Here is a 26955-nt window from a genome sequence, read left to right on the forward strand (position 1 = left end):
CCCCTCCATCGGAAGGACTCACGTAATGAAGCGTGGAAAACAGCTCACCGCCCTCGCGGCGGGCCTCGCCCTGACCCTGACGGCCTGCGGCACCGACACCGAAAGCAAAGATGCCCAACCCACCGGAGGCGAGGCCCCCGCCGCCTCCGCGGACCTGAACACCACCATCAAGATCCTCGCCCCGTCCTACTCCGAATCCTCGAAGTCCGACTGGGAGACCATCATCAAGAAGTTCAACGAGACCTACCCCAACGTCAAGGTCGAACTACAGATCGAAGGCTGGGAAGACTTCGCCGCCAAAGTCCAAGCCCGCATCCAGTCCGGTGACCTGCCCGACATCCTTAACGACAACACCTTCGCGCTCGCGGCCTCCGAGGGTCTGCTCTACCCAATCACCGAGGTCATGAGCCCCGAGACCCTGGCCGCCATCGAACCCGCGCTGCTGGAGAACGGCAAGGGCACCGACGGCACCCAGTGGGCCGCCCCCGACGTCGCCTCCTCCCGCCTATTGGCCTACAACACCAAGCTCTTCGAGCAGGCCGGTATCACCGAGGCCCCCAAGACGTGGGCCGAGCTGGAGGCCGCTGCGCAAAAGATCAAGGGCCTGGGTGGGGACGTCTCGGCATACGGCATGCCGCTGGGCAAGGAAGAGGCCCAAAACGAGACCTCGCTCTGGTTGTGGGGTAACGGCGCCAACTGGCCACAGGGCGACAAGCTGGTGGCCGACCAGCCCGCCGCCGCCGAGGCGCTAACGCAGATGAAATCCTTCATCGACGCAGGGCTGACCCAGCCAAACCCCGGCACCTCTAACCGGCAGGACGCTGTCAACCTGTTCAATAACGGCAAGCTCGCCATGCTGCTGATGCACACCGGGTTGTTGAAGGAAGTCGACGAGAAGTACCCGGACATCAAGTACGGGATCGGGCCGGTGCCGACCAAGGACGGTCAGCCCATCGCCTTCGGGGTGACCGACTTTGTGGTGGCCTTCGACAACGGCGATGCGGACCGCAAGGCTGCCACCAAGGCCTTCCTCGACCTCATGTACTCCGACGAGATGTACGAGTCCTGGTACCAGGGCACCGGTCTGATGCCGGTGACCAAGACCATGATCGAAAAGGCCACCGCGGAGGCCGGGCACTTCGCCCCGTTCTATGCGGCCCTGAAGGACGTGAAGTTCCTCCCGGTTGGCGACCCCAAGTGGGACGCGCTGCAGGGCGCCCTGCAAGGCACCATGGGCAAGCTGGAAAAGGAGACGCCGGACACGGTCCTAAAGGAAATCCAGGCGCAGCTTGACGCCCAAGGCTAGGCCAGCCGCTTAACACTCGGGCGCGGGGCCACCACGGCGCTTGCGGCCCCGCGCCCCCGGTTAGGGAGACTTCTCATGTCGCAAACTCATCCGGGTTCGCTGCTCGCTCCCGCGGGCTTGACCGAGTCCGAACACGCAGAAATCACCCGTGTCGCTGCTGCCAAGCGCAAAGCGCAGGCGCGGCGGGAATCCCTGCGGGCCATCCCCTGGCTGGCCCCCGCCGGGTTACTCATCGCCGCGGTCGTGCTGTACCCGGCCGGGTTGCTCATCTACAACTCCTTCTTCACTTTCAATCGCATCGGGCGGGTGAAGGGATTTGCCGGGCTAGACAACTACGTGGGCAAGGCCGGGGCGCTTACCTACCCCTCCGTGCCCATCGGGCGCATCTTCCTCAACACCGCCCTGTGGGTTGTGGTCGTGGTGGTCGTCACCCTGCTGCTGTCGCTGGCACTCGCCTCGTTCCTAAACCTGAAGTTCCGGTTCCGCAAAGTGGTGCGCCTGTTCATCATCCTGCCGTGGGCCTGCTCGGTGGTCATGACCACCACCGTCTTCAACTTCGGCCTACAGCCCGACGTCGGGCTTTTCAACCGGCTCCTGGTGGACACCGGCATCCTGCAGACCGCCTACGGCTTCACCAAGAATCCCACCGCCGCGTTTTGGACGGCCGTCTTCGTAGCCGTCTACGTCTCCCTGCCGTTCACCACCTACACGATCTTGGCCGGTCTGCAGGCCGTGCCCGTGGACGTGCGCGAGGCGGCCCACATGGACGGGGCCTCCGCGTGGCAGCGCTACACCAAAATCGTGCTGCCGATCCTGCGGCCCGCCATCGCCGTGGCCACCCTGATCAACATCATCAACGTCTTCAACTCCCTGCCGATCTTGAAAATCCTCAACGACACCGCCGGCTACCACACCGGACACACCACCACCACGCTGATCTTCCAGTACAAAGAACAGCTCGGCCCCGGGGTGGCCAGCGCCCTGTCCGTGCTGAACTTCGTGTTCTGCTGCGTCGTCATTGCGATCTACCTGGCGGTAGCCAAGCCCACCAAGGAGGTCGACTGATGTCCCACCGTCGTTACCGGGGCGGCATCGACACCCCACCCAACCGTGTTCTAACCGTGCTCGGCGCGCTGGCCGTCATGCTGTTCTTCTCCTTCCCCTACCTGCTGATGCTCACCAGCTCGCTGAAATCGCAGGCCGACGTGCGCAGCATTCCCCCTCGGTATCTGCCGTCCCGCCCCCAGTGGTCCAACTACCTGGAGGTGTGGAACTCCAACGTCGATCCCGGCAGCTCACTGCTGGCCACCACCGTCATCGCGGTCGGGGCCACCATCATGGTGCTGCTGGTGGCCACCCCGGCGGCCTACTACATCGCCCGCTTCCGCTTCCGCGGCCGCCTGGCGTTCCTGCTGCTCGTGCTCATCACTCAGATGCTGCAACCCACCGTGCTGGCCATCGGTCTGTACCAGGAGTTCAAAGGGTGGACCGGCTACGCCGTGTGGGGGGCGCTGATCCTCATCAACGCCGCCTTCAACATGAGCTTCGCCATCTGGATCATGCAGGCATTCTTCGCGGCCGTGCCCAAGGAAGTCGACGAGGCGGCGCTCATCGACGGGCTCGGACGCATGCAGACCATGTTCCGCATCTCGCTGCCGCTGGTGTGGCCGGGCATCGTTACCGCTATCATCTTCGTCTTCGTCAACACCTGGAACGAGTACGCGGCCGCGTTCGTGCTGGTCCAGCAGCCCGAGTTGCAGCCCATCACGGTCTCCATGCCGCGCTTCCTGGGGCTGTACATTGAGGACTGGCAGTACCTCTTCACCACCGCCATCGTGGCCATCGTGCCCGTGGTCATCCTCTTCAGCTTTATCGAAAAGCGCCTCATCGGGGGACTGACCGCCGGGTCGGTGAAGTAACGCTCGCGAGTTAGGAGGGGGGAAGCGACAGCGTCGCTCGCCCCTCCTCCTGCTGCCCGAGATTTCCGCCTGCCGGGGCCACCGCCCTCACCGTCCCCATCTGCCCGAATGTGAGAACCGAATTGCTGCCGATCCCAGCCGACTTCGCCGCCCTAATCCGCGCCCGAGAGGGGGAGGTGGCCTGCGGCTGGCTGGTGGAGTTGCCTCGCACTATCGCGGATTTGCTCAGCAGATGGAACCTGCGGCAGGACGGATCGTTGTTGCACGGGGTCTGTGCTGTGGTGCTACCTGTCCGGTGCCAGGATGGGCAAGCCGCGGCATTGAAAATAAGTTGGCTCGACGACGAGACTCGGTTCGAGCCCGCGGCCTTACGCGCGTGGGGCGGCCACGGGGCAGTTAAGGTACTGCGCACTGCTGAGACGGTCGGCGCTATGTTGCTGGAGCGACTAGATGAGCGGCGGGTTTTGCAGGAGGTCCCGATTCAGGAGGCGCTCGACACAGCCGCCTACCTCCTGCGCGAGCTGCGTGTGCCCGCGCCCGCCGGGCTGCGCGAGGTCGGGGGACTGGCCGCACGGTGGGCAGCCGAGTTCCGCGCAGAATGGCGACGGCTAGGTGAGCCTTGTGCGGAAGGGCTCATTGACACCGCGACAGAGGTGTGTGCCGAGTTAGCCGTCCAGCCCGCGGATCCTTGGCTACTGCACGGCGATTTCCATTACGGCAATATCCTCGGGCGTGGCTCGCAGGGGTGGGCCGCCATCGACCCGAAGCCACTGGCGGGCGATCCCGCCTTCGAGGTGGTTCCGTTACTGCGTAATCGGTGGGGCGAAGTCAGAGGTGGCGACGAGAAGAGTGACACCCTCCAGCGGCGCCTGGCCCGGTTCGCGGAAATGGCTGAGCTGGTGCCGACCACCATGCGCCGGTGGTGCCTGGTGCGCAGCGTGGACGATGCGCTGTGGTTCCAGGCACAGGCAGACACGCTGCGGGCGGAGATATCCTGGGATATTGCCCGGGAGATGACTGTGGATTTGTGAGCCGAAGACGAACGGACACGACAGTGGGGGAGGGGGGCCGCGCCACCCTCCCCCAAACCTGGAACGCTAGAAACCTAGATGTCCAGCCACTGGTAACCCATCGGGGCCAGCTCCACCTGCCAGGTGCGGCCGAGCCCACGCACGGTGGTGGACACGGCGTCGGCCGAGTTGTTGAGCACCACGATGCGGGAGGTGTTGGGGTAGTACGCCACCTCGGTGCGCACGTCGTCCGTCAACCAGGCGGTGCCGTTTTCCAGCTCCTCCTCGCGCCCCGCCGCCCAGTAGATGGCCCGGTAGAGCAGGCGGGCGTTCTCGAACGAGTACGGCAGTCCGCCCAGGTAGATGCCGCGGCCCTTGCCGTACTGGTTGAGCGAGGCCCGCACCGAGTCGTCCACGTACGCCAACACCTCGACGTTGCGGTCCAGGTTGACGATGTCGCCGCCGCCCTCGCCGATGTCGAAGGTGCCCGCCACGTCGGCCAGCAGCGGGTGGTTGTCCACGATGCGCGGGTAGCGGTCGGTCGACAGGGACAGGCTCTGCTCGCGATCCACTCCCAGCACATCGGACAGCTGGATGAAAGACCCGCCGTGGGACACGGCCGCCGGTTCGCCCACCCCGATGAAGCCGCCGCCGCGGGCCACGAAGGCGCGCACGGCAGTAGTTAGCTCAGCATCCAGCCAGGCCTGGCCTCCGGAGAAGGCCGTGCCCGCCACACCGCCATTAATGAGGACGTCCACCTCGGCCAGCGCCCCGGCCTTGACGTCGTCGAAGCTGAGGAACTGCACCGCAAACGGCAGCCCGGACAGGGCCTCGACGATGCCGAGGTAGGTGTAGATCTGCTTGTACCACAGGGCATGCGCCACCATATAGGTCTGCCAGGTGCGCAGCTTGCCCCAGGCGTTGACAATGGCCACCCGGATCGGGGCGTTTTGCGGATGCTGCCCGCCGCCCAGCTCGTGGATCTCCCGAAACTCGTTGCAGATCTCCTCCATGCGGTCCACGAACGCCGGATACTTCAATGCCAGCGACGGGTAGCCGCCGTAGCCCATCCGATCCAGCGGGAAACGCACGATGGCCCGCCGGGCCTGCAGCCACGAGCTATTGGCCTCGCCCACCGGGTCGCCCTCGTCGTTGAAGACGTCCGGGAAGAAGTAGGGCAGGAAGCGGCCCTCGGTGTACTTCACCCCCGGAATGTCAGAGATCATGCGGCAGGTCGCGCCGGAACCCACCGAGCCGACCACCGCGTCCATCCCGATGCGCGGGAAGTACTTGCCGTAGGGCTCCATCCCCATCCAGTTGTCGCCGAGGAACATCATGGCCTCGCGGCCCTCGGCGTGGGCGATGTCCACCAGCCCCTTGGCCCGCTCGGCCACGAAACGCGACTGGAAATCGATCCACTGCAGGTAGCGCTCGCTGGGGGAGCGGAAAGCGTTGTTGTAGTAGCCCTCGTCAACGAAGTCCTCGGCGGTCAGGGCGACGCCGTACTCCGCCTCGAAGGCCTCCATCGCCTCGATAGACACCGAGGCCGAGTAGCCGAACCAATCAACGTACTTTTCTTTGGCCTCGTCGTTAAACACCAGGGTGAAGTGGTAGAAGAACGTGGTGAAGCGCACCACGTCCACCTCGGGGTTTTCCCGCAGCCACTTCTTCAGGGCGTCCTGGGCGTACTCCCACACCCCGGCCTTGCGCACGTCGTAGGGGCGCTCCTTGACCCGCCACGGCTCCAGGTGCCAGTCGTTGGTGATGTAGTTGTACATCTGCGTGGAGTCCCACAGCTGGTCGGCCAGGAAGCCGACCGTGTAGACGTGGAACGGCTGCGGGTTGCGGATGGTAACCACACCCTCCGGGGTGGTGTCCCACTGGTCCGCGGCGACCTCCTGGCCGGTGGTGCGGTCGATTACCTGCCACCAGCGCTTAACGTCACAGTCGGTCTTGGGGGCGAACTGGGTGCGGAAGTAGCCCTCCATGACGTCGATGACCAGGTCCCCGGTGGCGGGCGCGGTGCTGCGGGGCGAACACAGGTATTGGTTGACCAACGTGTGGGGGTTGGCGAGGGCAAAGTCTTGGTCGCCGCGGGCAGGGAAGTAGGTCGAGTAAACCTTGTCCACAAGTTGGTGCGCGATTTCGGGCAGCTCGGTGCCATCGGAGTTGCGCACTGCGTCTGCGCCAAGTCGACGAGCAAGCTCAGTGATCTCGTCGTCGATGCCCACCTGGATGGGGAGGGTGACGCGGCCGGTATTTGCCATCGGTGTCCTTGTCTAGTTGAAGTGGGTTGAGGGAGAGGCTAGGCCAAAGTGACCTCGACTCCGTTGCGTTGCAACTGAGCCACAATTTCGGGGTCGGCACCGGAGTCGGTGACGACCTCGTGAATCTCGGTGAGTTCACAGATGCGAGTGAAGTCGGTGCGGCCGAGCTTGGAGGAGTCAACCACAACGACGACCCGCTCCGCCGCCCGCACCAGGGCAGCGTTCACGGTGGCCTCGCCGTCGTGGTCGGCGAAGGCTCCCCGCTCCGGGTGCAGGCCGTTGACGCCGAGGAACAGGGTGCCGGCGGAGATGGCGGGCAGGATGCGTTCGGCCAGCGGGCCGACCAGCTCGTAGGAGCGGGCCCGCACGACGCCGCCGGTGACGACCACGCGCACGTTTTGCCGCACCGTCAATTCGTTGGCGATGTTGATGGCATTTGTCACTACGGTGACGGGGGCGCGCTCGAAGTCGGGCTCGCGTGCCGAGAGGGTGCCGATCTCGCGGGCAACTTCGGTGGTGGTGGTACCGCCGTTGAGGGCGACGACGTCGCCAGGCTGGATGCGGGCCACGGCGGCAATGGCAATGCGGGCCTTTTCGTCGGCCATGCGGGTGGCGCGGTAGCGCAGCGGCAGGTCGGCCGAGGTGGGGTTGATGGAGGCCCCGCCGCGGGTGCGGGTGATGAGCTGTTGGGCCGCTAGCGTGTCGAGGTCGCGGCGGGCGGTAGCGGCCGAGATATCGAGACGAGCGATGATCTCTTCGATGCGGACGGAGCCGTTTTCCACGATCAGGTCGAGTAAGCGGCTGAGGCGTTCGTGGCGGTTCATCTTCTCACTCTCTGTTGGGGGACGGCGTTGTCTCGGTGAGCTGGGCACCCTCGCTACAGCATAGATTGGATTTGCGCGGAGCGTGACAGAACTTTGCACGTTGGGAGGGGAAATCGTCGCTTTCGATCGCCAGCCGTGGCATACTAGTGCGCAATGGCGATTGTCACACCGTTCAATGAAGCACAAACAAACAACAGGGAGTTGCAGTGAGCAAGACTGTCGACGAAATCATCACCCAGCCGGCACTGTGGCGCCGGGCGGCGGAACTGGCCGAGGCCATCACGGGCATGCCCGCCGATGGGGAGCGGGTCGCCGTCATCGGTTGCGGCACCTCCTGGTTTATGGCCCAGTCTTACTGCGCGCTCCGGGAAAGCCTGGGCAAGGGCGAGTCTGACGCCTTCACCGCCACCGAGTTCCCGCTCACCCGCTCCTACGACCGCGTCGTGTTGCTGTCCCGGTCCGGCACCACCACCGAGATCATCGACGTGGCCAAGGAACTGCAGGCTCGCGGGGTGCCCAACGTGCTCATCACCGCCGTGGCCAACGGCCCGGCCACCCCATTTGTCGACGCCGAAATCGTGCTGGACTTCGCCGACGAGGAATCCGTGGTCCAGACGCGGTTTGCCACCACCGCCTTCGCCCTCATGCGGGCCACCCTCGGCCAGAGTCTGGAACAGGCTGCCACCGACTGCGAGAAGGCCCTCGCGGAGGACATCTGCGAGCAGTGCGTCAACGCCCCCCAGATCACCTTCCTCGGCACCGGCTGGACCATCGGGCTGGCCAACGAGGCCGCCCTGAAGTGCCGGGAGGCCTCCCAGTCTTGGACTGAGTCCTACCCGGCGATGGAATACCGGCATGGCCCCATCTCGATCGCCGAGCCGGGACGGATCGTGTGGGTCTTCGGCCCGGTTCCCCCCGGCCTGGACAAGCAGATCGCCGACACTGGCGCCCGCCTCGTCACTTCCGCACTGGATCCGTTGGCTCACCTCGTGCTCGCCCAGCGGGTCTCGGTGGCCCGGGCCGAGGCGCGGGGTCTGAACCCAGACACGCCGCGGCACCTGACCCGGTCTATCATTCTGGCCGACGACGAGCACTGAGGCCCGTCTCCCAACGAAAGGTAGTGGCATGACACACGCCATTGGCATCGACGTCGGTGGCACGACGATCAAAGCAGGCGTGGCCTCGATGGGGGGCATGCTGCTGGCCAAGCGCCAGGTGCCCACGCCCAAGGAGGTGCCAGCTCTCGTGGAGACCATCGCCCAGATCGCGCGCGAGCTGCGCGAGGATGTGCGGGCGGGCAAAGTGCGCGACGGCAATCGTGTCTTGTCTCCCGCCGAGCTGGTCACACCCATCGGGGTGGCCGTGCCCGGCATCGTGGAGGAGGAACAAGGCCTCGCGCTGCTGTCTGCCAACCTCGGTTGGAAGAACGTGCCCATGCGCGACATGTTGGCCGAGGCCTGCGGAGTGCCGGTAGCTTTCGGGCACGACGTCCGCTCCGGGGCCGTGGCCGAGGCCCGGTGGGGAGACGGCAGCCGCAACATGCTGTTCGTGGCGCTCGGCACCGGCATCGGTGCGGGCCTCGTGCTGCACGGAGAACCGGTCATCGGCGGCGGATTCGCGGGCGAGATCGGCCAAATCCTGGTACGTGACCCAGACAATCCGAGCGGCTGGATCGAACTGGAAAAGATCGCGGCGGCTTCTGCCGTGTGTGCCCGGTTCGCCGCCACCCTGCCGCCTGCTGAACGGGAAGCCTCCATCGCGCAGGGAGCGTACGGCGTCGAAATGGCGGCGAAGGCAGGCAATGTCGACGCCCAGCGGGTGATGCGGGAGGCGGTTGAGGCTCTCAGTGAGATTCTGGCCACCATCGTCGGCACGCTCGGCTCGATTCGTATCGTGATCGGTGGGGGCCTGGCCAACGCGGGAGAGTTCCTGCTCACCCCCCTGCGGCAGGCGCTGGCCGAGCGATTGACCATCGCCCCCGTCCCGGAGGTGGTGCGCGCCCAGCTTGGGTCGTGGGCCCAATGCCTCGGGCGAGCCCGCATCGCCCTAGACATGGCGGGCTACGGCGAGCCGGTGTACGGACCGGACGGCAAGATCATCGAACGGAACTGAGACATATCGGACGGGCCGGCACTGGGGTGCCGGCCCGTCGCCTTTGGCAGACTAGAGCAACACAACGAAGTGGAGGAAACATGTTCGCATCGACCGCGCAACTGGCCGCCCAAGCTGCGAGCGAGGGCCACGGACTGGGGGCATTCAACGTCGTGCTGCTGGACCACGCCGAAGCGTTCGTGGCCGCCGCCGAAGAGGTGGGGGCCCCCGTCGTGCTCCAGATCAGCGAGAATGCGGTGAAATACCACGGGGCCTTGGAGCCACTGGCGCAGGCCGTCCTGGCCCTGGCGCGGCGGGCCGCAGTGCCGGTCGCCGTGCACCTGGACCACGCCGAGAGCGTGGAATTGTGTCGCCAAGCGGTAGCGCTCGGCTTTTCCTCCGTGATGTACGACGGTTCGAAGCTTTCGTGGGAAGACAACGTCGCCACCACCGCTGAGGTGGTCCGCCTGTGCCACAGCGGCCCGCAGGGACGCGTTGACGTGGAGGCCGAACTGGGCGAGGTTGGCGGCAAAAACGGGGTCCACGATCCCTCTGCCCGTACCGATCCGCAAGACGCCGCCCGCTTCGTGGCTGCCACTGGGGTGGATCTGCTGGCGGTGGCGGTCGGCTCGTCCCACGCCATGACCACCCGCGGTGCGCAACTGGACAACGCTCTCATCGGCCAGATCGCGGCCGCCGTGCCGGTGCCGTTGGTGCTGCACGGTTCCTCCGGAGTAAGCGACGACGGCATGGTGGCGGCCATAAAAGCCGGTATGACAAAAATCAATGTCTCCACCCATCTGAACAAACTCTTCACGGCCGCCGTGCGTGAGTTCCTGGCGGCGGAGCCAAATGTTGTTGATCCCCGTAAGTATTTTCGGGTCGGCAACGCGGTTATCCAGGCCGAGGTGGCGCGCCTGCTGCGGTTGTACCGCCCCAGCTAAAGCCAGGAAAACCTCAGGTTGCTCATGCCAGACTGGACGCAGAGCCCGGCCCGTGCAGGCACGGATTGGGGGAAGAAGACGCGGAAAGGACCACGATGACGGCAAAACAACGCCCGCATCGCATCGGGGTTATGGGCGGAACTTTCGACCCAATCCATCACGGACACTTGGTTGCCGCCAGTGAGGTTGCCCACGAATTTGCGCTCGACGAGGTCATTTTTGTGCCGACGGCCTCCCAACCGTTTAAACGCGGCAAGCGGGTGGCGCCAGCCGAGCACCGTTACCTGATGTGCGTAATCGCCACGGCCGCCAATCCCCGGTTCTCGGTCTCCCGGGTCGACATTGAGCGGGGTGGCACCACCTACACCATCGACACGCTCCGTGACCTACGGGAGGCACACCCGCAGGCCGAGCTGTTCTTCATCACGGGGGCCGACGCCCTGGAACGCATCATGGACTGGAAAGAGGTGGACGAACTCTTCCAACTCGCCCACTTCGTGGGGGTGACACGGCCAGGACACCACATGGACACCCGCAAACTGTCGGAGTTGGGCGTGTGGCTGGTCGACATCCCGGCGATGGCGATTTCTTCAACAGACTGCCGCGCCCGAGTGACGCGGGGGGCGCCCGTCTGGTACTTAGTTCCAGATGGAGTGGTCCAATACATCGGCAAGCACAGCTTGTACCTCGACGCTGCCCAGCCGCCGCGCGCGACGGGCGGGAACTAGGAGGAGGACGACATGACTGACGAGCTGCACGACGAGCCGCGCCGCACGCGGCGGGAGCTGCGGGAAGCGGAGCGGGAGGCCGGACGCCGGGTACGGCAGGAGTCCGACGCCGCGGCGGCCGCGGCGGGCATCGCGGCCCGGGAACGGTTGCGCACCAGCGTGGAGCCCGCCCGCCCGGTATTTGCCAGCCCCGCCTCACCGCGCGTGCCCACCCGCCGCTCAGTGACGCAGGGCCCGGTGGCGCCGCCCCGCCAGGTTTCGGGGAGCGAATCGACGGCAGTGTTGCCGCTGCAACACAAGCCTACGGGCGGCAATCCGCCCGCGGTGCGGCGCGCCACCCCACCTGCGGGATTCTCTAGCCGCGAGTTGTATGCGCGCCCGGCCACCCCGCCCGCTTCCCCCCGCCCGAGTCTGGACCAAACCGTCGTCAGCCCGCCCACACCAGGTAGGGGACTGTCGCAGCCTGCCGCTCGCGCCATCGAAACCTCCGCAGTGCGGCCGTTTACACCACCGGCGGGCGCCCGGGTGCGGCCCAGCGTCGCTGCGGCTGTCGCCGCGCCACCTGTCTCTCCGCCGAGTCCGACCCCGGCGGCGGGCGCCCCGAGTGCCGCCCGCGTCAAACCGGTGACGATGCCGTCACCTGTGCCGTCGGCCCCCGGGCAGCCTGCCGCCACTGCGCCAGAGACCCCAGCAGACGACGCCAATGTTCCTTCGCGTCGCTCCATGCGGGATAGGTCCGGCAAACGTGAAGTGGACGAGCCGACCGAAGTCTCGCGGCAGCGCCGCAAGGTCGTGTCGATGCCGCGGGCGTCGGCCATCCGCACCGTGGACGAGTCGGGGCAGCTGACGGGCATCCTGCCGGTGACAGCCGCGGTGACCCAAGAGTCGGACGTTGTCGGGGGCGTGGGACTGGCTGAGGAAGCGGGCCAGGCGCCAGTGCCGCCGTCGGGGGCTTTGCAAAAGCTGGCAGGGAGCGCGGTCGGGTCGGTGGCTAGTGACATCAACGACGCCGCCGCCGCGTTGGCTGCCGAGGTGGCCGCCGATGTGGAGGAACCGTCGTTCGAGGCGCTGATATCCGGGGCAGAAACCGTCATTTCGGCCTCGCCGCTGTTTGAGACCGCGGGGCCAAGTGCCGGCCCCGGGACATCCTTGCCGATGGCGCCCAACGTGCCCGCAACCCCGGCAGCCGTCACCCCGGCAGCTTCCGGTTCCCAGGCCGCTGTCCCTCCGCCGCCCGCCGCGGCCGCAGAGGGGGGAGTCACCCGCGTCTCGGCCTGGAAGCGGCAGGCGGGAGCCGGGCAGGCAGACAGCCCCGTCGACGCGGTCGATGCCCTCATCTCCAAGACCGATCCGCCCAAGTCGCTCACGGGGGATGTCCCGTCCTGGACGTCGGCCACCGGAGTGCCGGTGACAGCGGCCAAGACGGCGGACCCCGAAACCCAGTCCTTCGCCGACATTATTGCCGCGCCGGTGGAGAAATCCACCGAGGCTCCGGCGATGCAGGAGGCCATGCGGGCCAGCGCCGGGCAACTGGGTAACGCCCCCGCCCCGCCCGCCCGCCGCTCGCGCTCCTGGCTGCTGTGGTTGGTGCTGCTGACCTTGTCCATCGCGATTGGTTTTGGTATCTGGTACGCGTGGGCGAACTTCTTTAATGAGTCGTCTGCGGCAGTGCACAGTGTTATGGATTGGAGCAGTGGTGGTAGCTGATAGTGCAGCGATAGCCGCGACCCGGGCAGCGGCCCGGGCAGCGGCGGAAAAGAAGGCCGAGGCGATCATCGCGTTGGACGTCTCGGAACGCATCGTGCTGACCGATGTCTTCCTGGTCGCCTCCGGGGCCTCGGAACGGCAGGTACGGGCCATCGTCGACGCCGTGGACGAGGAGATGCTCAAGGCCGGGTTGCGGCCCGCCCGCAAGGAGGGCATCGCCGAGGGGCGCTGGGCGTTGCTGGACTACGGGTCGGTGATCGTGCACGTGCAGCATGAAGAAGACCGGGAGTTCTATGCCCTGGAGCGGCTGTGGAGTGATTGCCCCCGCATCGAACTGGACCTCAGCGATGTGGTGGTGCAGGACGGTCCGCCGGACCTGGATGATTACCTCTACGGCGGCGCCAACGCCTAGGGGAAGAGCGGCGGGGGAGCAGGGACTCCGCCGCCGCTTTTCGTTGCAAATCCGGGCCATACGTCGGTGTGACCGGGCTAACGGCCACTCGATTTGCGCCCGGGCCGTGGGCCTGGCTAATATACATCTTGCTCGAGGGGCTATGGCGCAGTTGGTAGCGCGCTTCCATGGCATGGAAGAGGTCGGGGGTTCGAATCCCCCTAGCTCCACTCCTCAACAGGTTGCCTCGCCGGATGGCGGGGCGATTTTGTTTTTCTGGCCGTGGGGTGACAGGTGCCGCTGGGTGTGGGCGCTTCGTTCGCTGCCAGTTGGCGTTGTCCCGCCGTTGTTCCAGGCGCTGCTGGGCGATGGGGGGGGGCTGTGGCGGACGGTGGTTGTTGTGGCACTAGCCGACGTCGATGCGCTGTGTGGAGTTGGGGCCGGGGTGGGCTGTTGGGTGGGCAGTGTTTGGCGTACCGGTCAGGGGCATGCGGCCATCGGAGGCTGTCTCGGTCGACGCTAGTGGCTCCCGTGTTGGCCGTCGTCAACATCGACACCTCCCGGCGCCCCACCATCATGCCTTTAGCGCACCATCATGCCCTTGTGTCACCATCATGCCCTTATTTCAGTGATTTAAGGACATGGCGGTGCACTTAGAGCATGATGGTGCGGCAAGGGCATGGTGGTGCAGCGATCTGCTGGCCGTCGCCGGGCGTGGTGGTGTGCTAAGGGCGTGGTGGTGCAGCGATCTGCTGGCCATCTTCGGGTGTCGCGGTGGCACAAGAGCATGATGGTGCGGCAAGGGCATGGTGGTGCACCTCCAGCGGTGGGTGCTGGCGGCGGTATGACCGGGCTTCTTCCTCGGGCATCGGCGGCTTGGGCACCGTCTTGCCCGCAAGGACCGTGTTGTCACGCCCGGCAGCTTGCTTGCGAGTGTCAAGCCCCCTCCGGGATTATCCCCCAGGCCATAAGCCCCCAATTTCCGCGCCGCACCAGGCAAAACCCCGATCATAAGCACCATGCTTGTGCCTATAACTCCCGGGGGGCAGGCTTTTGCGCAGTGGCCAGCTTCAGGGCAGCGCCGGAGGGGAGTTTCGACCTTCGTGGTCAGTTGACGACCGCAGCAGCAACTTCACCACGTCAGCGCCCGCTGCAGACTCGCGCCATTGACCACCGATGCGGTCGATAGCATAGAGGCATGAGGGGCAAGCATATTGATCTGTTTCTCGTCGATGGCGAGTTCGGGGGGATCGTAACGGCGGATGTGTCTGGCTGGACGGGCCACGTCGTCACTGGCCCCCGGTTAGCGCTGAGGCGAATGCTTGCGCGGTGGGACGCCCAAACAAACGGCGTCTACCTTTTACTCGGGAGCGACGATTCTGCCGTCGAGTCGCTAAGGTGTTACATCGGTCGCACCGAGAGTTTTGCTGACAGGCTCAAAGTGCATGCCGCAAGGAAGACCTGGTGGGACCGAGTGGTGCTGATTTCCTCGCGCGAAGAGGCATTCAATGAAGGCTATTGGGCACATCTGGAGTACCGGATGCTCGATATCGCGATCCAGGCGCGGCGATCCACGTTGGATGACAATAAGCAAACCCCGCAGCCGCGCAAACTCTCGGAAGCGCAACAGTCTGACGCGGAGGCCTTCCTTGAGCAGGTCCTCTCCATCCTGCCGGTTCTCGGTATTAATGTCTTGCGAGCGTCGAAACCTCGCCGCCTCGAACTGTCTGACATGCCGAGACTAGAGGCTTCACCAACCTTTCGGATTCAAGTTCCGTCCAAGGGAGTCGATGCTGCCGCAAGGATCGTGCAAGGGGAGTTCTTCCTCCTGGAGGGATCCCGCCTGGTCAGCACCTGGGGTGGGAAGGGCAAGAGCGAAGCAACCAAACGTTCATACGCGAATCTGCATGCCCGTCGAGACAAGTTCATCGCCGACGGCACCTTCAGGCGTGAGGGCGACTTGCTGCTCGTCACCCGCGACGTCGCGATGTCTCCATCGACAGCTTCCTCACTGGCGCTGGGGAACTCGACTTCGGGTCCCGGTACCTGGCGCTGGGAAGGGGGAACATACCGCGACTGGGAGGACAGCGGGCCGCGCGCGTAGCGAGAAGCGGTGCTCACGGCCGACCCCATGCCACGAGGCCACAGTGGACTGCGCGCGTAGCGAGAAGCGGGCGCCGCTTCGAGCGAAGGCTGAAGGTAGTATCGGAGGCGCGGCGATGTGCCGGACGACCAGGCGCAGCAACCCCATCAGCAAGGCGCCTAGAGCCCCGTCCAGGCGTCGGCAAGCCAACGTCTCTCAAGCCACAATTGCCTCCTGAATTGTAGACAGGCCCATGCTGGCCGCGAAGACTAAATGTGAAAGCGTGAACCAATGATCTCATTTACCCGAATTGACCCCCAGGTAGAGTGCGAAGCACTGGTAGACTTCATGACGGGGAATGAGTGGCCCTTCCACGTCATGTCCGCCCCCTCCGCCGCCGCTGTTCGCAAGGCGGTGGAACGCGGGGTGTATTGTGATAGCGAAAACGAATCCTACTGGATAGAGCACGCAGAGCTTGGAAGGGTCGGGCTCTTTCGGCTGGAGGATTTAGAGGACGAGACGCCAATGTTCGACCTCAGGCTCGCCGAGGAGTTCCGTGGACGTGGGTTAGCTGCGCAGATTCTTGCGCATGCCACCAGGTGGGTCTTTGAGAAGCTGCCGAAAATTAGGCGCTTTGAAGGGCAGACCCGCGACGACAACATTGCTATGCGCAAAGCCTTTGTGCGCGCAGGGTGGGTGAAAGAGGCTTATTATCGTCAAGGCTGGCCGACGGAAGGGCAGGAGGCGCGCGCGTCGGTCGCATATGCGGTGTTGCGGTCCGACTTCGAGAACGGAACCGTTACGCCTGTGCCCTGGGACGAAGAATACTGAACCACGTTCGGCACTTAAGTCCCAGATTGGGGCCGTCGCCCACTCCCTTAGGGCCTCGCCCGGTGCGGAGGCGACGTAATAGTTGTCCTTCGTGCCCGGGGGAGTGAGGCAGAGCGCAGCTAACGGGCAGGCAAAAGGGGCAATTTCTTCTCACCGGGAGTAGGGCCGTGGGTTTGTTGCTAGCGGTTTGGCCGTGGCAGCAGTCAACAACTCCACGGCAATATTGCGATCCCGGCCCGCAAAGGCATCTGCCCGCGGGGCGGCTGCGGCCCGGGCTCACCTTTTGGCGACAGCGTGTGGTAGGTGGCGCACGCAGAGCGGCGCCCAGGGCAGACAGGAAGGAGCGCCGGTGGTGCATTCCATGGTGGTACACCCTCGACTGCCAATCCTGACGCGCGACTTTATTGACTTTCTGTCCGCCCAGCAGCAAAACGAAGAGGCCAGCTGGGGCGTAAGCGGATCGTCTCGGATCTGGTCGAGTCTGAGCGTGACTCTCCCCGTTAGGCTCGCGTGGCGGTGGTTGCAATAGGCGACCTGGAGGCTCTGCGCGAGCTGCATGGCACCGAGTTTCCCGGCTGGCACACGCACAGGTCGCGCTCTCGCGACTCCTACCCGGGCACCGGCTGGCACGGACGCAAGGCGCTACAGCGCGGAGGCAAGTGCCGGCCGGAGCGCGCAAGCTGACCGCATGTTTGAGTGCGCACCTTGCCCCTAGCTGGTCATGGGCGGAGCCTGGGGTCTCGCAGCCCCCGAAAGGCACCAGTGTCCGCCCCAGAAGGCCACGAGCAGAGCGCATCCGGCGTATATTGCGGATGGTGCGGGCAGGAAGCCAGCTAGGGCGGTCCGGTTAGCGCTAGTTGTTGCTGATTCACGCAGGCGACGGCAAATTGTTGCGCAAATTCTTTAGCTAAGCCGCTTCAGCATCGCGCAAATGGTCAGCACCCGCTTCCAGTTTTCGCTAAAATGCTGTGTTGTCGTAAAGGTAACGCCCCGATAAAGCGGGGCGGGAAACGCATTTTTAGCAAAAGGTGAGCGGGAAAGATGGGTAAGCGGAAGAAAGGCAGGCAGTCACGGGCGGTCCTGGAGACGGACCGGATCGGACAACTCCTGGCAGCGGACGAGGCCAGGCGGGCGCAAGCGGAGCAGGTTCCTCCCGCCCCGGCTGTCAGGACCGCGGCAACGCCGCCCCCTGCCGCGCAGGTGGGGGTGGGGGAGTGCCGAGAGCTGGAGGGCGGGCAGCGACTGGGGGCCGCCCTGAGTGACCCCAAGCGGCAGCAGGTGATTGTGGTCTGCCGGGAACACGACAACGGGCAGAGCCCGTGCGATCTCGCCCAGTTGCGGCAAGCCGTGGCCCCCGAGGTCCGCATCGTGCGCATAGATCGGTTGGCGCACAGAGGGTTGCAACAGGCCCTTTCTGCCTGGCGGCCCGACAGCGAACTGTGGCTGGCGGCCGGGGTGACGCGGGTCTACCCGGCGCATGCAGGCTGGTCGGAGGAGCCCAACACTTTCTTCGACGCGAAAAAGCTCACCGCAGCCGAGATACTGGCGCAGGTAGTCCAGGCCGCGGACGACGCCGTCGGGCGCCTGCGGCTGGCGCAAGGCCCCTTCCGCACCCCGGCCCGTGGCAAATCCACCGTCACCGGCAAGGTGGTGGGCGGCGACAGCCCGTACGAGACCTGGGTGTTCGGGGACGGCAAGGGTTGGCAATTGAACCTGCACGAGCTGCCCGAGGCGGCCGATCGCCTCCTGGCCGAGTTGGTGACTGCCGGGATGCCGGTGACGGTGGAGGTGGACGAGGCTACGCGCCACGTCGTGCGCCTGCCCGGGCTGCGCCCCGCGGCGGCCCTGGCCGCCCAGGTGCGGCCCGGCCAGGTACTGCTAGCGCAGGTGGCAGGCGGGCAGGCGCAGGTGGCGCCCACCTTGACGCTGCCTCCCAGTCGCCCATTGACCGCCTTCAGCGAGGGGGACGTGCTCGCGGTGGAGGTGCTGGAGGGGGACGGAAACTGGCAGGCCCGTCTCAGCGCCCCGGGCGAAGTCAACGCCCAGGTGACTTACCTGCCCGGCGGGCCGTCCTGGTTGGCCCACCGGCTGGCGGCCCAGCAGCGGCAAGACGCCGAGCTGGCAGCCACTGGGCTGCCGGAGCCCGTCCCCGAGCTCGCCGAGGATCCCCACTTCGTCATCGACGATATAGAGGCCAAACTGACGGAACTGCGGGTCCTGATTGACCGACGGTTTGACGATTGGGAGAAGGCCGCTGACCAGCTGTCCGGCTGGGAATCGTCCGCCGAGCGGGAGGCTGCCCTGCGGCGCGCTCTGCAGGCGGTGCGGGAGCGACTGTCCTACACCGAGCAACGTCTAACCAAAACGGAGGCGGAGCGTGACCGCCGGGCCGGCGAAGTGGCCCAGTTAAAGCGGCGGGAGGCGTTTTGGGAGCAGCAATTTGCGGTGCAGGAGGCCACCATCGACAAGCTGTCTCGCCCCTACACCCCGCAGCAGCTGGCCGCCCTGACCAGCCCGGCGACCGCCCCCGGAAAAGAGGCGCTCCGGCTCGACGACGGGGATGACACTTTCTACCTGCGGGTCGGGGTGCGGGGCACCGAGTTTTCCGATCCCGAACAGCAGCTGCGCTTCGAGATTCAACTGGCCTGGTCCCTCACCTTTGACGCACCGGACAAGACCACCTGGCCGATCCGCCCCTACGCCTTCGGCCGGGACTTCCTGGCCAGTCTGGAGGTGGTGCGGCAGATGCCTCGGCGCAAACTTTTGCAGGCGCTGGCCGAGATCGTCACCCATCGCTCCCGGCAGGGCAAGCACACACACGTGCTGGACAAGCCCTACCGGGAGAACGCCGGGGCAGGCGCCAGGCAGGTCAGCCGGGCGGACGGGGCGACAATGTGGCGCTTCCGCCTGGAACACAAGACGGCCGCCGCCCGCCGCATCCACTATTGGCTGCTGCCCGACGGCACCATCGAGTTCGATTCCTGTCGCACGCACGACGACTGATTCGCCCTAGCTCTGTCGCAGCTGGACGGAGAGGGCGGGGGAGAACGTGGGGGGCGAAAACGGGACCAAGGGTGCCGACAGCCGGGTGAACGGCAGGCGCGGGAGGTCCTGGTCGACGACGCCGGGGCTGAGTGCCATCACCCAGTCACCTGCCGCCTGGGCCAGCTCCGGCTCCAGGTAGCCGATCTTGACCACCACCACGGCGTTCTGCGCCAGCTCGCAGCCCGCTGCCGCGAACTGGGCGCGGGTGGTGTATTGCGTGCGCTGCGAGGTGACGATGATCGCCACGTCGCCGACCGCGAGGACGGCGCTGGCCCCGCCCGTGTCGTGGAAAAGACGGCGTACCGCGGCCCGCACCGGCACCGGCGTGCTGGTCGGATCCAGGTGCCCGCCCAGGCGGAAGTCGCCCACCCCTCCCACTCCCGCCGCCGCGGCCGCCGCCACCGCGGCGGGGTCGTAGAGCGAGGCGAAAACTATCCGCCGCCCGGCGGGCGCGCGCGCCAGCAGCGGGGCCAGCAGGTGCGTGGAGTCACCCACGCCGCCCGCGCCCGGGTTGTCGCCGGTGTCCGAGATAAAAAATGGTGCGGCCGGGCTGGCAAACGCCGCGGCTAGGGCAGCATCGATTGAGGCCACCGGCCCCACAAACGCGAAGTCGTCGGCGGCCTGCCAGTAGGCGGTGGCCAGCGTGCGGGCAGCGTCCGCCACCGCGGCCCGGTCCGGCCCGGAGGTGACCACCGCGCCGTGGCAACGCGGCTCGTCCGCCCAAGGAAACCCCATCCACAGGGCCGCGTCGGTCAGACCCGGGCGTTGCGCCGCCCGCGCGACCTGCTGGTACAGGCCCCGGCCCGGTTCCACCTGCGTCGAGGTCTTCTCGCCCGGCAGCAGGATCGGCACCGCCACCCGCGCCCGGTAGTGCGGGCTGGTCGCCCCCAGCCGCGCCACCAGGTTATGGGCGGCGCGCTGGCGAGTCTGCGGCGCATCGATGTGGGGTGCGGTGCGGTAGCAGGTGAGCAGATCGCAGGCGGCAAACAGTTGCGGTGAGACGTTGCCGTGCAGGTCCAGAGCGGCGGAGATGACCGCGGTGGGGCCGACGATCTCGCGCACGCGGGCAGCTATCCGTCCCTCCGCGTCGAGCAGGCCCTGCACGTGGGCCGCCCCGTGCAAATCCAGCAACACCCCAGCCAGGGGCCTGGCCGCCTGGGCGGCCGCCAAGGCCCGATAGAACTCTTCCTCCCATTGCGCAAAGAACTCCGCGGCTACTGGTCCGCCCGGCAGGGCGCGGGCATGCACCAGCGGCAGCCACTGCACGGTTGGAAACTGCGAAAACCAGGGGTAGCGCGCGGCCAGCTCGGCGCCCCGCCGCACTGTGAAGTCCGCCGCCCCCGAGACGTAGGGCGAGAACGTGCAGGATTCGATATGAAAGCCACCGATTGCCACCCGCCACATGGCTGTGCCTCCTTGCCACGCCGCCTGCCACCGTGCAGGCCTCGCTGCGAGCATACTGGCCGCCCCTGTACGCCTACCCGCCAGCGAGTTAGGCTCTCCTAATATGTTCAAGTTGCATCGGGCCCGCGGTAATGCGCCGCACCTCGTAATCGTTGGCGGCGGTTTCGCCGGGCTGGCCGCCCTGGACCAAGCCCAGCGGCAAGGGCTGCGCGTCACGCTTATTGACCGGCGGCCCTACACCACATTCCAGCCGTTGCTCTACCAGGTGGCCACCGGCGGGCTGAACCCCGGCGACGTCACCTACGCCCTGCGGCGCCTAGCCACCCGGAAGGAGGCCTCCTTCCGGCAGGGCGCCGTCACCGCCATCGACCCGGTGGCGCGCACCGTGGAACTCGACCACGGCTACCAGGTGCACTACGACAAACTTCTCCTCACCCCCGGCGTGGGTCCCAACTATTTCGGGGTGCCCGGCGCGGCCGAGCACACCTGGTCCATCTACACCCGCGCTGACGCCATCAAGACTCGCGACGCTGTCTTCTCCGGGCTGGAGCGCCTGACCCGCGCCGCCGACCGGGAGCGCCGCTTCACCGTGGTCGTGGTTGGGGGAGGGGCCACCGGGGTGGAGACCGCAGGCTCGCTGGCGGAGCTGAAGTCTGAGGCCCTGCCCACCATCTATCCAGAGTTGGCCACCGACAACTTCCGGGTGATTTTGGTCGAGATGTCGGATCGGCTGCTGGCCCCCTTCGCCGAACGGCAACGCATCTATACCCTGCGCCAGCTACGTAAACGCGGCGTGGATGTGCGGTTGCGCACCTCCGTGGCCAAGGTCAGTGAGCACGCCATCGAGTTCGGTGACGGCACCAGGCTGGAGACCGACGTGGTCATCTGGGCCTCCGGGGTCGGGGCCCACCCTGAGGTGGCCGACTGGGGGCTGCCGCTCGGGCGCGGCGGCCGCATCCTGGTCGAGCCGACCCTGCAGGTGGTTGGGCAGGAGCACATTTACGCGGCGGGCGACGCCTGCCTGGTCGAGAAGCAGCCCAGCCCACAGCTGGCCTCCCCGGCCCTGCAAATGGGCCGCCATGCCGTGCAAAACATCGTGGCCGCCCTGCGGCGGCAAGACCGACGGGACTTTAGCTACCACGACAAGGGCATCATGGCGACGATCGGCCGCAATGCCGCCGTGGTGGAGCTGTCCAACGGCGTGCATTTCCGGGGCTTTGGGGCGTGGGCCACCTGGGTGGCCCTGCACCTGGCCACCCTGCTCGGTGGGCGCAACAGGTTGCAGACCATGGTCAACATGACGTTCCGCTACTGGGAGTGGCCCGCCTCCGCCGCCACCATCGTCGGCGACATGGTGGCCCCGACCCAGCGCTTGGACTACACGCGCCCGCATGACAAGTAGGAAGCTGTTGGCTTGACAATCGTCATCCCCATTTGGTGACGGGGCCGGCTCGTCGGCGCGAGTGGATTGCGTCACCATTGGGCTATGCACACACAGACCGGAATTACCGTCACCGGCGTGACAAAGTCCTTCGGGACATTGCGGGCCGTGGATAATCTCGATCTGCGCGTTCCTGCCGGGCAGGTTTTGGCCCTGCTTGGCCCCAACGGGGCGGGCAAATCGACGCTCACAGAAATGATTCTTGCCTTGCGTAGTCCCGACGCAGGCAGCATCCAAGTATTTGGGGAAGAGCCCCGCGCGGCAGTGCGGGCGGGCAAGATCGGGGCGATGCTGCAAAATGGGGCGCTACTCGCCGACGTGTCCGTGCACAATCTGCTGCGCACTGTTTATGACATCAGCGCCCACCCGTTGCCGCTAAATCGGGTGATCGAATTGGCGGACGTGGGCGACATCTTGAAGACCTCGACCTCGAAGCTCTCCGGTGGGCAGGCCCAGCGGGTGCGTTTCGCGCTGGCGATCATGCCCAACCCCGACTTAATTATGTTGGACGAACCCACCGTCGGTCTCGACGTGGATGCGCGGCGGAGCTTTTGGTCCACCATGCGCCAGTTCGCGGCCGCAGGCCACACCATTGTCTACGCCACCCACTACCTGGCGGAGGCTGACGAGTTCTCCGACCGCATCGTCGTGCTCAGCCACGGTCGCGTCATCGCCGACGGCACCGGGGAGACGATCAAGAACCTGGTGGGCGGCAAACAGGTCTCCTTCTACGCAAGGGGAGGCGACTTCGCCTCCTTGCCCGGCGTCGTGCGGGTCACCCAGGAGCACGGCCGGACGGTGCTGACTACCTCCGACTCCGACGCCCTGCTGCGGCAGCTGCTGTGCGGCCCCCAAGCTCACCAAATATCAGACATCGCCGTTAGCGCCCCCAGCCTGGAGGATGCCTTCGTAAACCTGGTGGCCGAAGGAGAAAGCAAATGAACACCGTCGCCGCCCCCCGCCCGACCAGCTCCCTGGGCCGCTTCTGGCGCTACTACTTCCGCAGCCTGCAGCAGGTGATGCGGGACTGGGCTTTCCTGGTCTTCATCATCGGCCTGCCCACCACCATCTACCTGTTCTTCGCCGCCATCTACGGCAATCAGCAGATCCAGCCGGGCCTGGGGGTCGATGCCATGATGATGATCACCATGGGCACTTACGGCGGGATGGGGGCGGCTATTAGCGCCGGAGCCATCATCCAGACCGAGCGGTCCTCGGGCTGGTTCCGGCAGCTCATGCTCACCCCGCTGACCGGCACCCAGTACCTGCTGGCCAAGCTTTTGGTAGCGGTGACGACGGTGGTGCCCGCGGTGGCCATCGTCTTCCTGGCCGGGCGGTTGCGCGGGGTTCACCTGGAGCTGTCCCAATGGCTGGCATCCTTCGTGTTGTTGGTGCTGGTGCTCATTCCATTCGTGCTGCTCGGCCTCGACATTGCCCTGGCCCTGCGCCCCCAGGCCGCCCAAGGGGCCTCCACCTTTGCGATGCTGCTGCTGGCCATGGTCGGCGGACTGTGGTTCCCCCTGAGCATGATGCCGCCGGCCATGCGCACCATCGGGGAACTGACACCGTCCTACTGGGCGTCAGAGATCGGCAAATTACCGATCATCAACCACGGATTCCCGTGGCGAGGTGCCATAGTTATCGCTGTGTGGACCGCTGTGCTGCTGGTTTTGGGAGTGGTCGGCTATCGCCGGGCCTCCAAGAACGCCCGCCGATGATTGGCCTGACGCAGGCGCGTGACGGCAAGGCCCCCGGCTTCGTGCCGGGGGCCCTCGGCCTGCCCTGGTGGCGGCGCTGCTTCGCCCAAGGGGGCGCCTACGTGGTGCCCAGCCTGCTGTTTCTCATCATTCCGGTGGTGCAGGTGCAAGACCGCCCCTGGAGCGAAGTCCTCGTGGCCTACGCCGTGCTGTTTACGGTGGCGGTCAGCTACGTCGGCGTCACCCTGGTGCTGCACTGGCCCACCTGGGCCCGGGTCGCCTGGTTTTGCTTCCTGCTGTTCAGCTTGACCCTGCCCAGCCTGGTCACCGGCAAACCACACGTCTCGGTCTACTACAGCGTCTATGCCACCACTGCCGCGGCGATGCTCTTCGCCGTCCAGTGGGCGGTCCCCGTCATCATGAGCATCTCCTGCCTCGGGTTCTGCATCGCGACCTTCTGCGCTGGGCAAGACATGCTGGCCACCTCCATGTCCCTCATGTCAGCGATGGCCGGGCTGATGGCCGCCTTCGGAATCAGGTCCGACCTGGCCAACGAGGCCCTCAAGGACGCCGAAGGGCGCACCGCGGTGCTGGCGGTGGCCGCCGAACGCGAGCGCATCGGCCGCGACCTGCACGACATCCTCGGCCACTCCCTGACCGCCATCGCCGTGCAGGCCGACCTCGCCTCCCGGCTGCTAGAGAGAAAACCCGCCGCCGCCCGCACAGAGATCGAGAGCCTAGGCCGCACCGCCCGCCAGGCCCTGGCCGACGTCCGCTCCACCGTCTCCGGCATGAAAACCGTCCGCCTGGCTTCCGAGATAGCCGCCGTCAAAGCCCTCCTGCTGGCGGCTGGTATCGAGGCCCATACCCCTAGCGTGACCACCGAACTGACCGACAGCGAGTCTGAGCTGCTGGGCTACGTGGTACGCGAAGCCGTCACCAACGTCGTGCGCCACTCCCGCGCCCGCACCTGCACCATCACCGTCACCCCCCGGGGCGTGACGATCGCCGACGACGGCACCGGCGGCAAGATCACCCCCGGCAACGGCCTGCGGGGCCTGAAAAAGCGCTTGGACGCCATGGGGGGCAGCCTTACTATTCAGACTGACGGCGCGGGCACCACCATCTGCGCCGACCTAGGGGAGACAGCATCATGACCACCCTCGTTGTCGCCGACGATCAGGCCCTCATCCGCACCGCCCTGGCCACCATGCTCGACCTGGAAGACGACATCACCGTCATCGGGCAGGCCGGAACGTGCGCCCAAACCGTCGAGGTAGTGCGGCAGACCCGGCCCGACGTCGTCCTGCTGGATGTGCAGATGCCCGCCGGGCCTGGGGGACCGAGCGACGGTATCGACGCCATCGGCCCGCTCAAGGCCGCCAGCCCGCGTAGTCACCTCCTCGTGGTCACCACGTTCGCTCGCCCCGGCTACCTGCGCCGGGCCCTGGAAAACGGAGCGGTCGGCTTCATTCTCAAGGACACACCCGTCGACGAACTCGTGGCCGCCATCCGCAAGATAGCTGCCGGGCAGCGAGTGGTCGACCCGGAGCTGGCGGCCGCCAGCCTGTGCGTCGGTGCCAGCCCCCTGACTGAGAAGGAGGCCCTCGTGCTGGCCGCCTCCGCCGGGGGCGTGGGCTCGGAAGACATCGCCGCCACCGTCCACCTCAGTGTCGGCACCGTCCGTAACTACTTGTCCTCCGCCATCGGCAAGCTTGGGGCCCGCAACCGAGCTGAGGCGTTGCGCACGGCCATCGACTACGGCTGGGTGTAGCGCGAGTCAAGACCTAGAATTGCCCGACCGCAGGAAAACGGAGGGCCTGAGTTGAGCTATGTCGAGATCTGGGGCTGGGTGTGTGCCATCGTTGGCTCCCTCACCCTCGTTCCCCAAATCGCCCGCATCGTGCGGACCAGCACCTCGGCGGGGGTGTCCCTGAAGTCCTGGCAGCTGTCGGCCGGATCCTTCTTGGCGTGGACCGGCCACGGGGTGCTGGGGGCCTACTGGAACATCATCATCGCCAACGCACTCTTGGCGGCCTGCGCGCTGGCCATCTTGCTCCTCATCCAACGCGATCGGCACCTGGCCACGGGGCGGGTCTATTGGCTGGCCCTGGCGCTGGCCGGGGCCTTGGTGGCTGTCCGCATCCAGTTCGGTCCCCTGGTCTATGGGCTGGTGGCGGTCGGGCCGCAGGCGGTAGCCATGCTCGCCCAGCTGCGCAGCCTCCTGCGAGAACACGACATCACCGGGGTCTCCGGTGGGTTCTTGGCCGTCAACGCTGCCGTGCAGGCCTGCTGGAATGCCTGGGCCTGGCTGGCGTGGGATCTGGGCGTGGCCGGAGCCTCGACAGTCATGCTGGCCGTGTGCCTGCCGGTGCTCGTGGTCTACCTGGCCCGCCGCCGCGGCTGGCGCCCTGCCACCCTGGTGCCCACCTCCCCGCGCCCCTGGCAAGAGAAAGGCGCGGGGAGCTAGCCCCCGCGCCCCTCCCGGTCGCCTGGCTAGCTGAGCGCAGCGGCCACCGCCAACTGCAAGGCGTCGGTGAAGCGGGTCTCCCGCTCCTGCGCGGTCATGTCACCCGAGTGGTCCAGCAGGTGGTCGGACACCGTCAGGATCGTCAGCGCCTCCTTGCCGAACTGGGCCGCCGTGGCATACAGGCTGGCGGCCTCCATCTCGACCCCGAGCACCCCGTAGCTGGCCAGGAGCTCGGTCTGTCCGGCGGGCGTGAAATAGAAATGGTCCCGCGAGATGATCGTGCCCACGTGCACCTGCGCGGCAGCGGCCAGCTCCGGGGTGGACTCAAATGCGGTGACCGCTGCCCGGGCCAGTTCGAAACTAGCGACAGCGGAATAGTGCACCCCGGGAATGCGCAGCGAGTTCATGGCCGAGTCCGTGTGGGCCCCGATCGCCACCACCACATCACCAACCTTGACGCTGGGCGCGATGCCGCCACAGGTGCCAACGCGAATGATGCGCTCAACCCCAAACTGCTCGAACAACTCCGTGGCGTAGATGGTGGCCGAGGGCTGCCCCATTCCTGAGCCCATCACCGACAGCGGTTTGCCGTTGACAGTTCCAGTAAAGCCCAGCATGCCGCGCACGTCGTTAACCTGGCGGGCATCCTCCAAGATCAACTCGGCGATGCGTTGGGCGCGCCGCGGATCCCCGGGCAGCAGGACAGCGGGGGCAAAGTCACCGGGCTCGGCAGCAATGTGGGGGGTAGCCATGGGCTCTCCTTACTCCATAGGTGTTTAACTGCCATGACACCACAA

23 protein-coding genes and 1 tRNA gene are annotated in these 26955 nt (G+C 66.3%); 20 read left to right on the forward strand and 4 right to left on the reverse strand.

What is annotated here, in order from left to right:
* The first annotated feature begins 25 nt into the window (after positions 1-25).
* The 4 genes from BSZ40_RS09850 to BSZ40_RS09865 all read left to right on the forward strand — a co-directional run bounded on the left by BSZ40_RS09850 (position 26) and on the right by BSZ40_RS09865 (position 4256).
* On the forward strand, positions 26-1306 hold the full coding sequence (locus BSZ40_RS09850; protein ID WP_073825881.1) for an extracellular solute-binding protein: 1281 nt from the start codon (positions 26-28) through the stop codon (positions 1304-1306).
* A 75-nt stretch (positions 1307-1381) separates the two neighbouring features.
* Positions 1382-2371 (forward strand): carbohydrate ABC transporter permease, encoded by a 990-nt coding sequence (locus BSZ40_RS09855; RefSeq protein WP_084542788.1) that lies wholly within the window; start codon positions 1382-1384, stop codon positions 2369-2371.
* Positions 2371-3225: a carbohydrate ABC transporter permease gene (locus tag BSZ40_RS09860; protein WP_073825884.1), complete on the forward strand. Its 855-nt coding sequence runs from the start codon at positions 2371-2373 to the stop codon at positions 3223-3225. The genes BSZ40_RS09855 and BSZ40_RS09860 overlap by 1 nt, the downstream gene beginning before the upstream one ends.
* Before the next feature lie 110 nt (positions 3226-3335).
* The gene (locus tag BSZ40_RS09865; protein ID WP_158020895.1) at positions 3336-4256 is read left to right on the forward strand and encodes an aminoglycoside phosphotransferase family protein; all 921 of its coding nucleotides are present in this window, start codon (positions 3336-3338) and stop codon (positions 4254-4256) included.
* Positions 4257-4330: 74 nt separating this feature from the next.
* Here BSZ40_RS09865 and gnpA read toward each other — a convergent pair whose 3' ends face one another.
* Both gnpA and BSZ40_RS09875 read right to left on the reverse strand, forming a co-directional pair.
* Positions 4331-6502 (reverse strand): 1,3-beta-galactosyl-N-acetylhexosamine phosphorylase, encoded by a 2172-nt coding sequence (gnpA, locus tag BSZ40_RS09870; RefSeq protein ID WP_073825890.1) that lies wholly within the window; start codon positions 6500-6502, stop codon positions 4331-4333.
* Between the two features lie 38 nt (positions 6503-6540).
* Entirely contained in the window at positions 6541-7326 is a 786-nt protein-coding gene (locus tag BSZ40_RS09875; RefSeq protein ID WP_073825892.1) for a DeoR/GlpR family DNA-binding transcription regulator, read from the reverse strand.
* Between the two features lie 206 nt (positions 7327-7532).
* On the opposite strand from BSZ40_RS09875, the gene BSZ40_RS09880 reads away from it, so the two are divergent.
* The 10 genes from BSZ40_RS09880 (at position 7533) to BSZ40_RS09930 (ending at position 19104) form a co-directional block, all read left to right on the forward strand.
* Entirely contained in the window at positions 7533-8423 is an 891-nt protein-coding gene (locus BSZ40_RS09880) for an SIS domain-containing protein (RefSeq protein WP_073825894.1), read from the forward strand.
* Positions 8424-8451: 28 nt separating this feature from the next.
* Positions 8452-9438 (forward strand): ROK family protein, encoded by a 987-nt coding sequence (locus BSZ40_RS09885; RefSeq protein ID WP_073825896.1) that lies wholly within the window; start codon positions 8452-8454, stop codon positions 9436-9438.
* Between the two features lie 80 nt (positions 9439-9518).
* On the forward strand, positions 9519-10361 hold the full coding sequence (locus BSZ40_RS09890) for a class II fructose-bisphosphate aldolase (RefSeq protein WP_073825898.1): 843 nt from the start codon (positions 9519-9521) through the stop codon (positions 10359-10361).
* Between the two features lie 95 nt (positions 10362-10456).
* Entirely contained in the window at positions 10457-11089 is a 633-nt protein-coding gene (gene nadD, locus BSZ40_RS09895) for a nicotinate-nucleotide adenylyltransferase (RefSeq protein WP_073825901.1), read from the forward strand.
* 12 nt (positions 11090-11101) lie between these two features.
* On the forward strand, positions 11102-12796 hold the full coding sequence (locus BSZ40_RS09900; protein WP_073825903.1) for a hypothetical protein: 1695 nt from the start codon (positions 11102-11104) through the stop codon (positions 12794-12796).
* A complete protein-coding gene (gene rsfS, locus BSZ40_RS09905) occupies positions 12786-13208 on the forward strand; it encodes a ribosome silencing factor (RefSeq protein WP_073825991.1) in 423 nt (140 codons plus the stop codon). The genes BSZ40_RS09900 and rsfS overlap by 11 nt, the downstream gene beginning before the upstream one ends.
* A gap of 136 nt (positions 13209-13344) precedes the next feature.
* A tRNA-Ala gene (locus BSZ40_RS09910) sits at positions 13345-13417 on the forward strand.
* 968 nt (positions 13418-14385) lie between these two features.
* Entirely contained in the window at positions 14386-15291 is a 906-nt protein-coding gene (locus BSZ40_RS09915) for a GIY-YIG nuclease family protein (RefSeq protein ID WP_073825905.1), read from the forward strand.
* A gap of 270 nt (positions 15292-15561) precedes the next feature.
* The gene (locus BSZ40_RS09920; protein WP_073825907.1) at positions 15562-16101 is read left to right on the forward strand and encodes a GNAT family N-acetyltransferase; all 540 of its coding nucleotides are present in this window, start codon (positions 15562-15564) and stop codon (positions 16099-16101) included.
* Between the two features lie 1041 nt (positions 16102-17142).
* Positions 17143-19104: a hypothetical protein gene (locus BSZ40_RS09930; protein WP_143180943.1), complete on the forward strand. Its 1962-nt coding sequence runs from the start codon at positions 17143-17145 to the stop codon at positions 19102-19104.
* Between the two features lie 6 nt (positions 19105-19110).
* Here the strand turns inward: BSZ40_RS09930 and BSZ40_RS09935 are convergent, their stop codons facing one another.
* On the reverse strand, positions 19111-20550 hold the full coding sequence (locus BSZ40_RS09935) for a M81 family metallopeptidase (RefSeq protein ID WP_073825914.1): 1440 nt from the start codon (positions 20548-20550) through the stop codon (positions 19111-19113).
* A 103-nt stretch (positions 20551-20653) separates the two neighbouring features.
* Between BSZ40_RS09935 and BSZ40_RS09940 the strand changes: the two genes are divergently transcribed.
* The 6 genes from BSZ40_RS09940 (at position 20654) to BSZ40_RS09965 (ending at position 26158) form a co-directional block, all read left to right on the forward strand.
* Positions 20654-21952 carry an NAD(P)/FAD-dependent oxidoreductase gene (locus BSZ40_RS09940; protein WP_073825917.1) on the forward strand — a complete coding sequence of 433 codons (1299 nt, stop codon included), beginning with the start codon at positions 20654-20656 and terminating at the stop codon, positions 21950-21952.
* An 84-nt stretch (positions 21953-22036) separates the two neighbouring features.
* The gene (locus BSZ40_RS09945) at positions 22037-22933 is read left to right on the forward strand and encodes an ABC transporter ATP-binding protein (protein WP_073825919.1); all 897 of its coding nucleotides are present in this window, start codon (positions 22037-22039) and stop codon (positions 22931-22933) included.
* Entirely contained in the window at positions 22930-23709 is a 780-nt protein-coding gene (locus BSZ40_RS09950) for an ABC transporter permease (RefSeq protein ID WP_073825922.1), read from the forward strand. Before BSZ40_RS09945 ends, BSZ40_RS09950 begins: the two co-directional genes overlap by 4 nt.
* Positions 23706-24845, forward strand: a complete 1140-nt coding sequence (locus BSZ40_RS09955) for a sensor histidine kinase (RefSeq protein WP_073825923.1) — start codon at positions 23706-23708, stop codon at positions 24843-24845. Before BSZ40_RS09950 ends, BSZ40_RS09955 begins: the two co-directional genes overlap by 4 nt.
* Positions 24842-25462: a response regulator transcription factor gene (locus BSZ40_RS09960; protein ID WP_073825926.1), complete on the forward strand. Its 621-nt coding sequence runs from the start codon at positions 24842-24844 to the stop codon at positions 25460-25462. The genes BSZ40_RS09955 and BSZ40_RS09960 overlap by 4 nt, the downstream gene beginning before the upstream one ends.
* A 51-nt stretch (positions 25463-25513) precedes the next feature.
* Positions 25514-26158 (forward strand): PQ-loop repeat-containing protein, encoded by a 645-nt coding sequence (locus tag BSZ40_RS09965; RefSeq protein ID WP_073825928.1) that lies wholly within the window; start codon positions 25514-25516, stop codon positions 26156-26158.
* A 26-nt stretch (positions 26159-26184) separates the two neighbouring features.
* Here BSZ40_RS09965 and deoD read toward each other — a convergent pair whose 3' ends face one another.
* Positions 26185-26910 carry a purine-nucleoside phosphorylase gene (gene deoD, locus BSZ40_RS09970; protein WP_073825930.1) on the reverse strand — a complete coding sequence of 242 codons (726 nt, stop codon included), beginning with the start codon at positions 26908-26910 and terminating at the stop codon, positions 26185-26187.
* Positions 26911-26955: the final 45 nt, after the last annotated feature.

It is taken from the genome of Buchananella hordeovulneris (assembly GCF_001907235.1).
Lineage (GTDB): Bacteria > Actinomycetota > Actinomycetes > Actinomycetales > Actinomycetaceae > Buchananella > Buchananella hordeovulneris.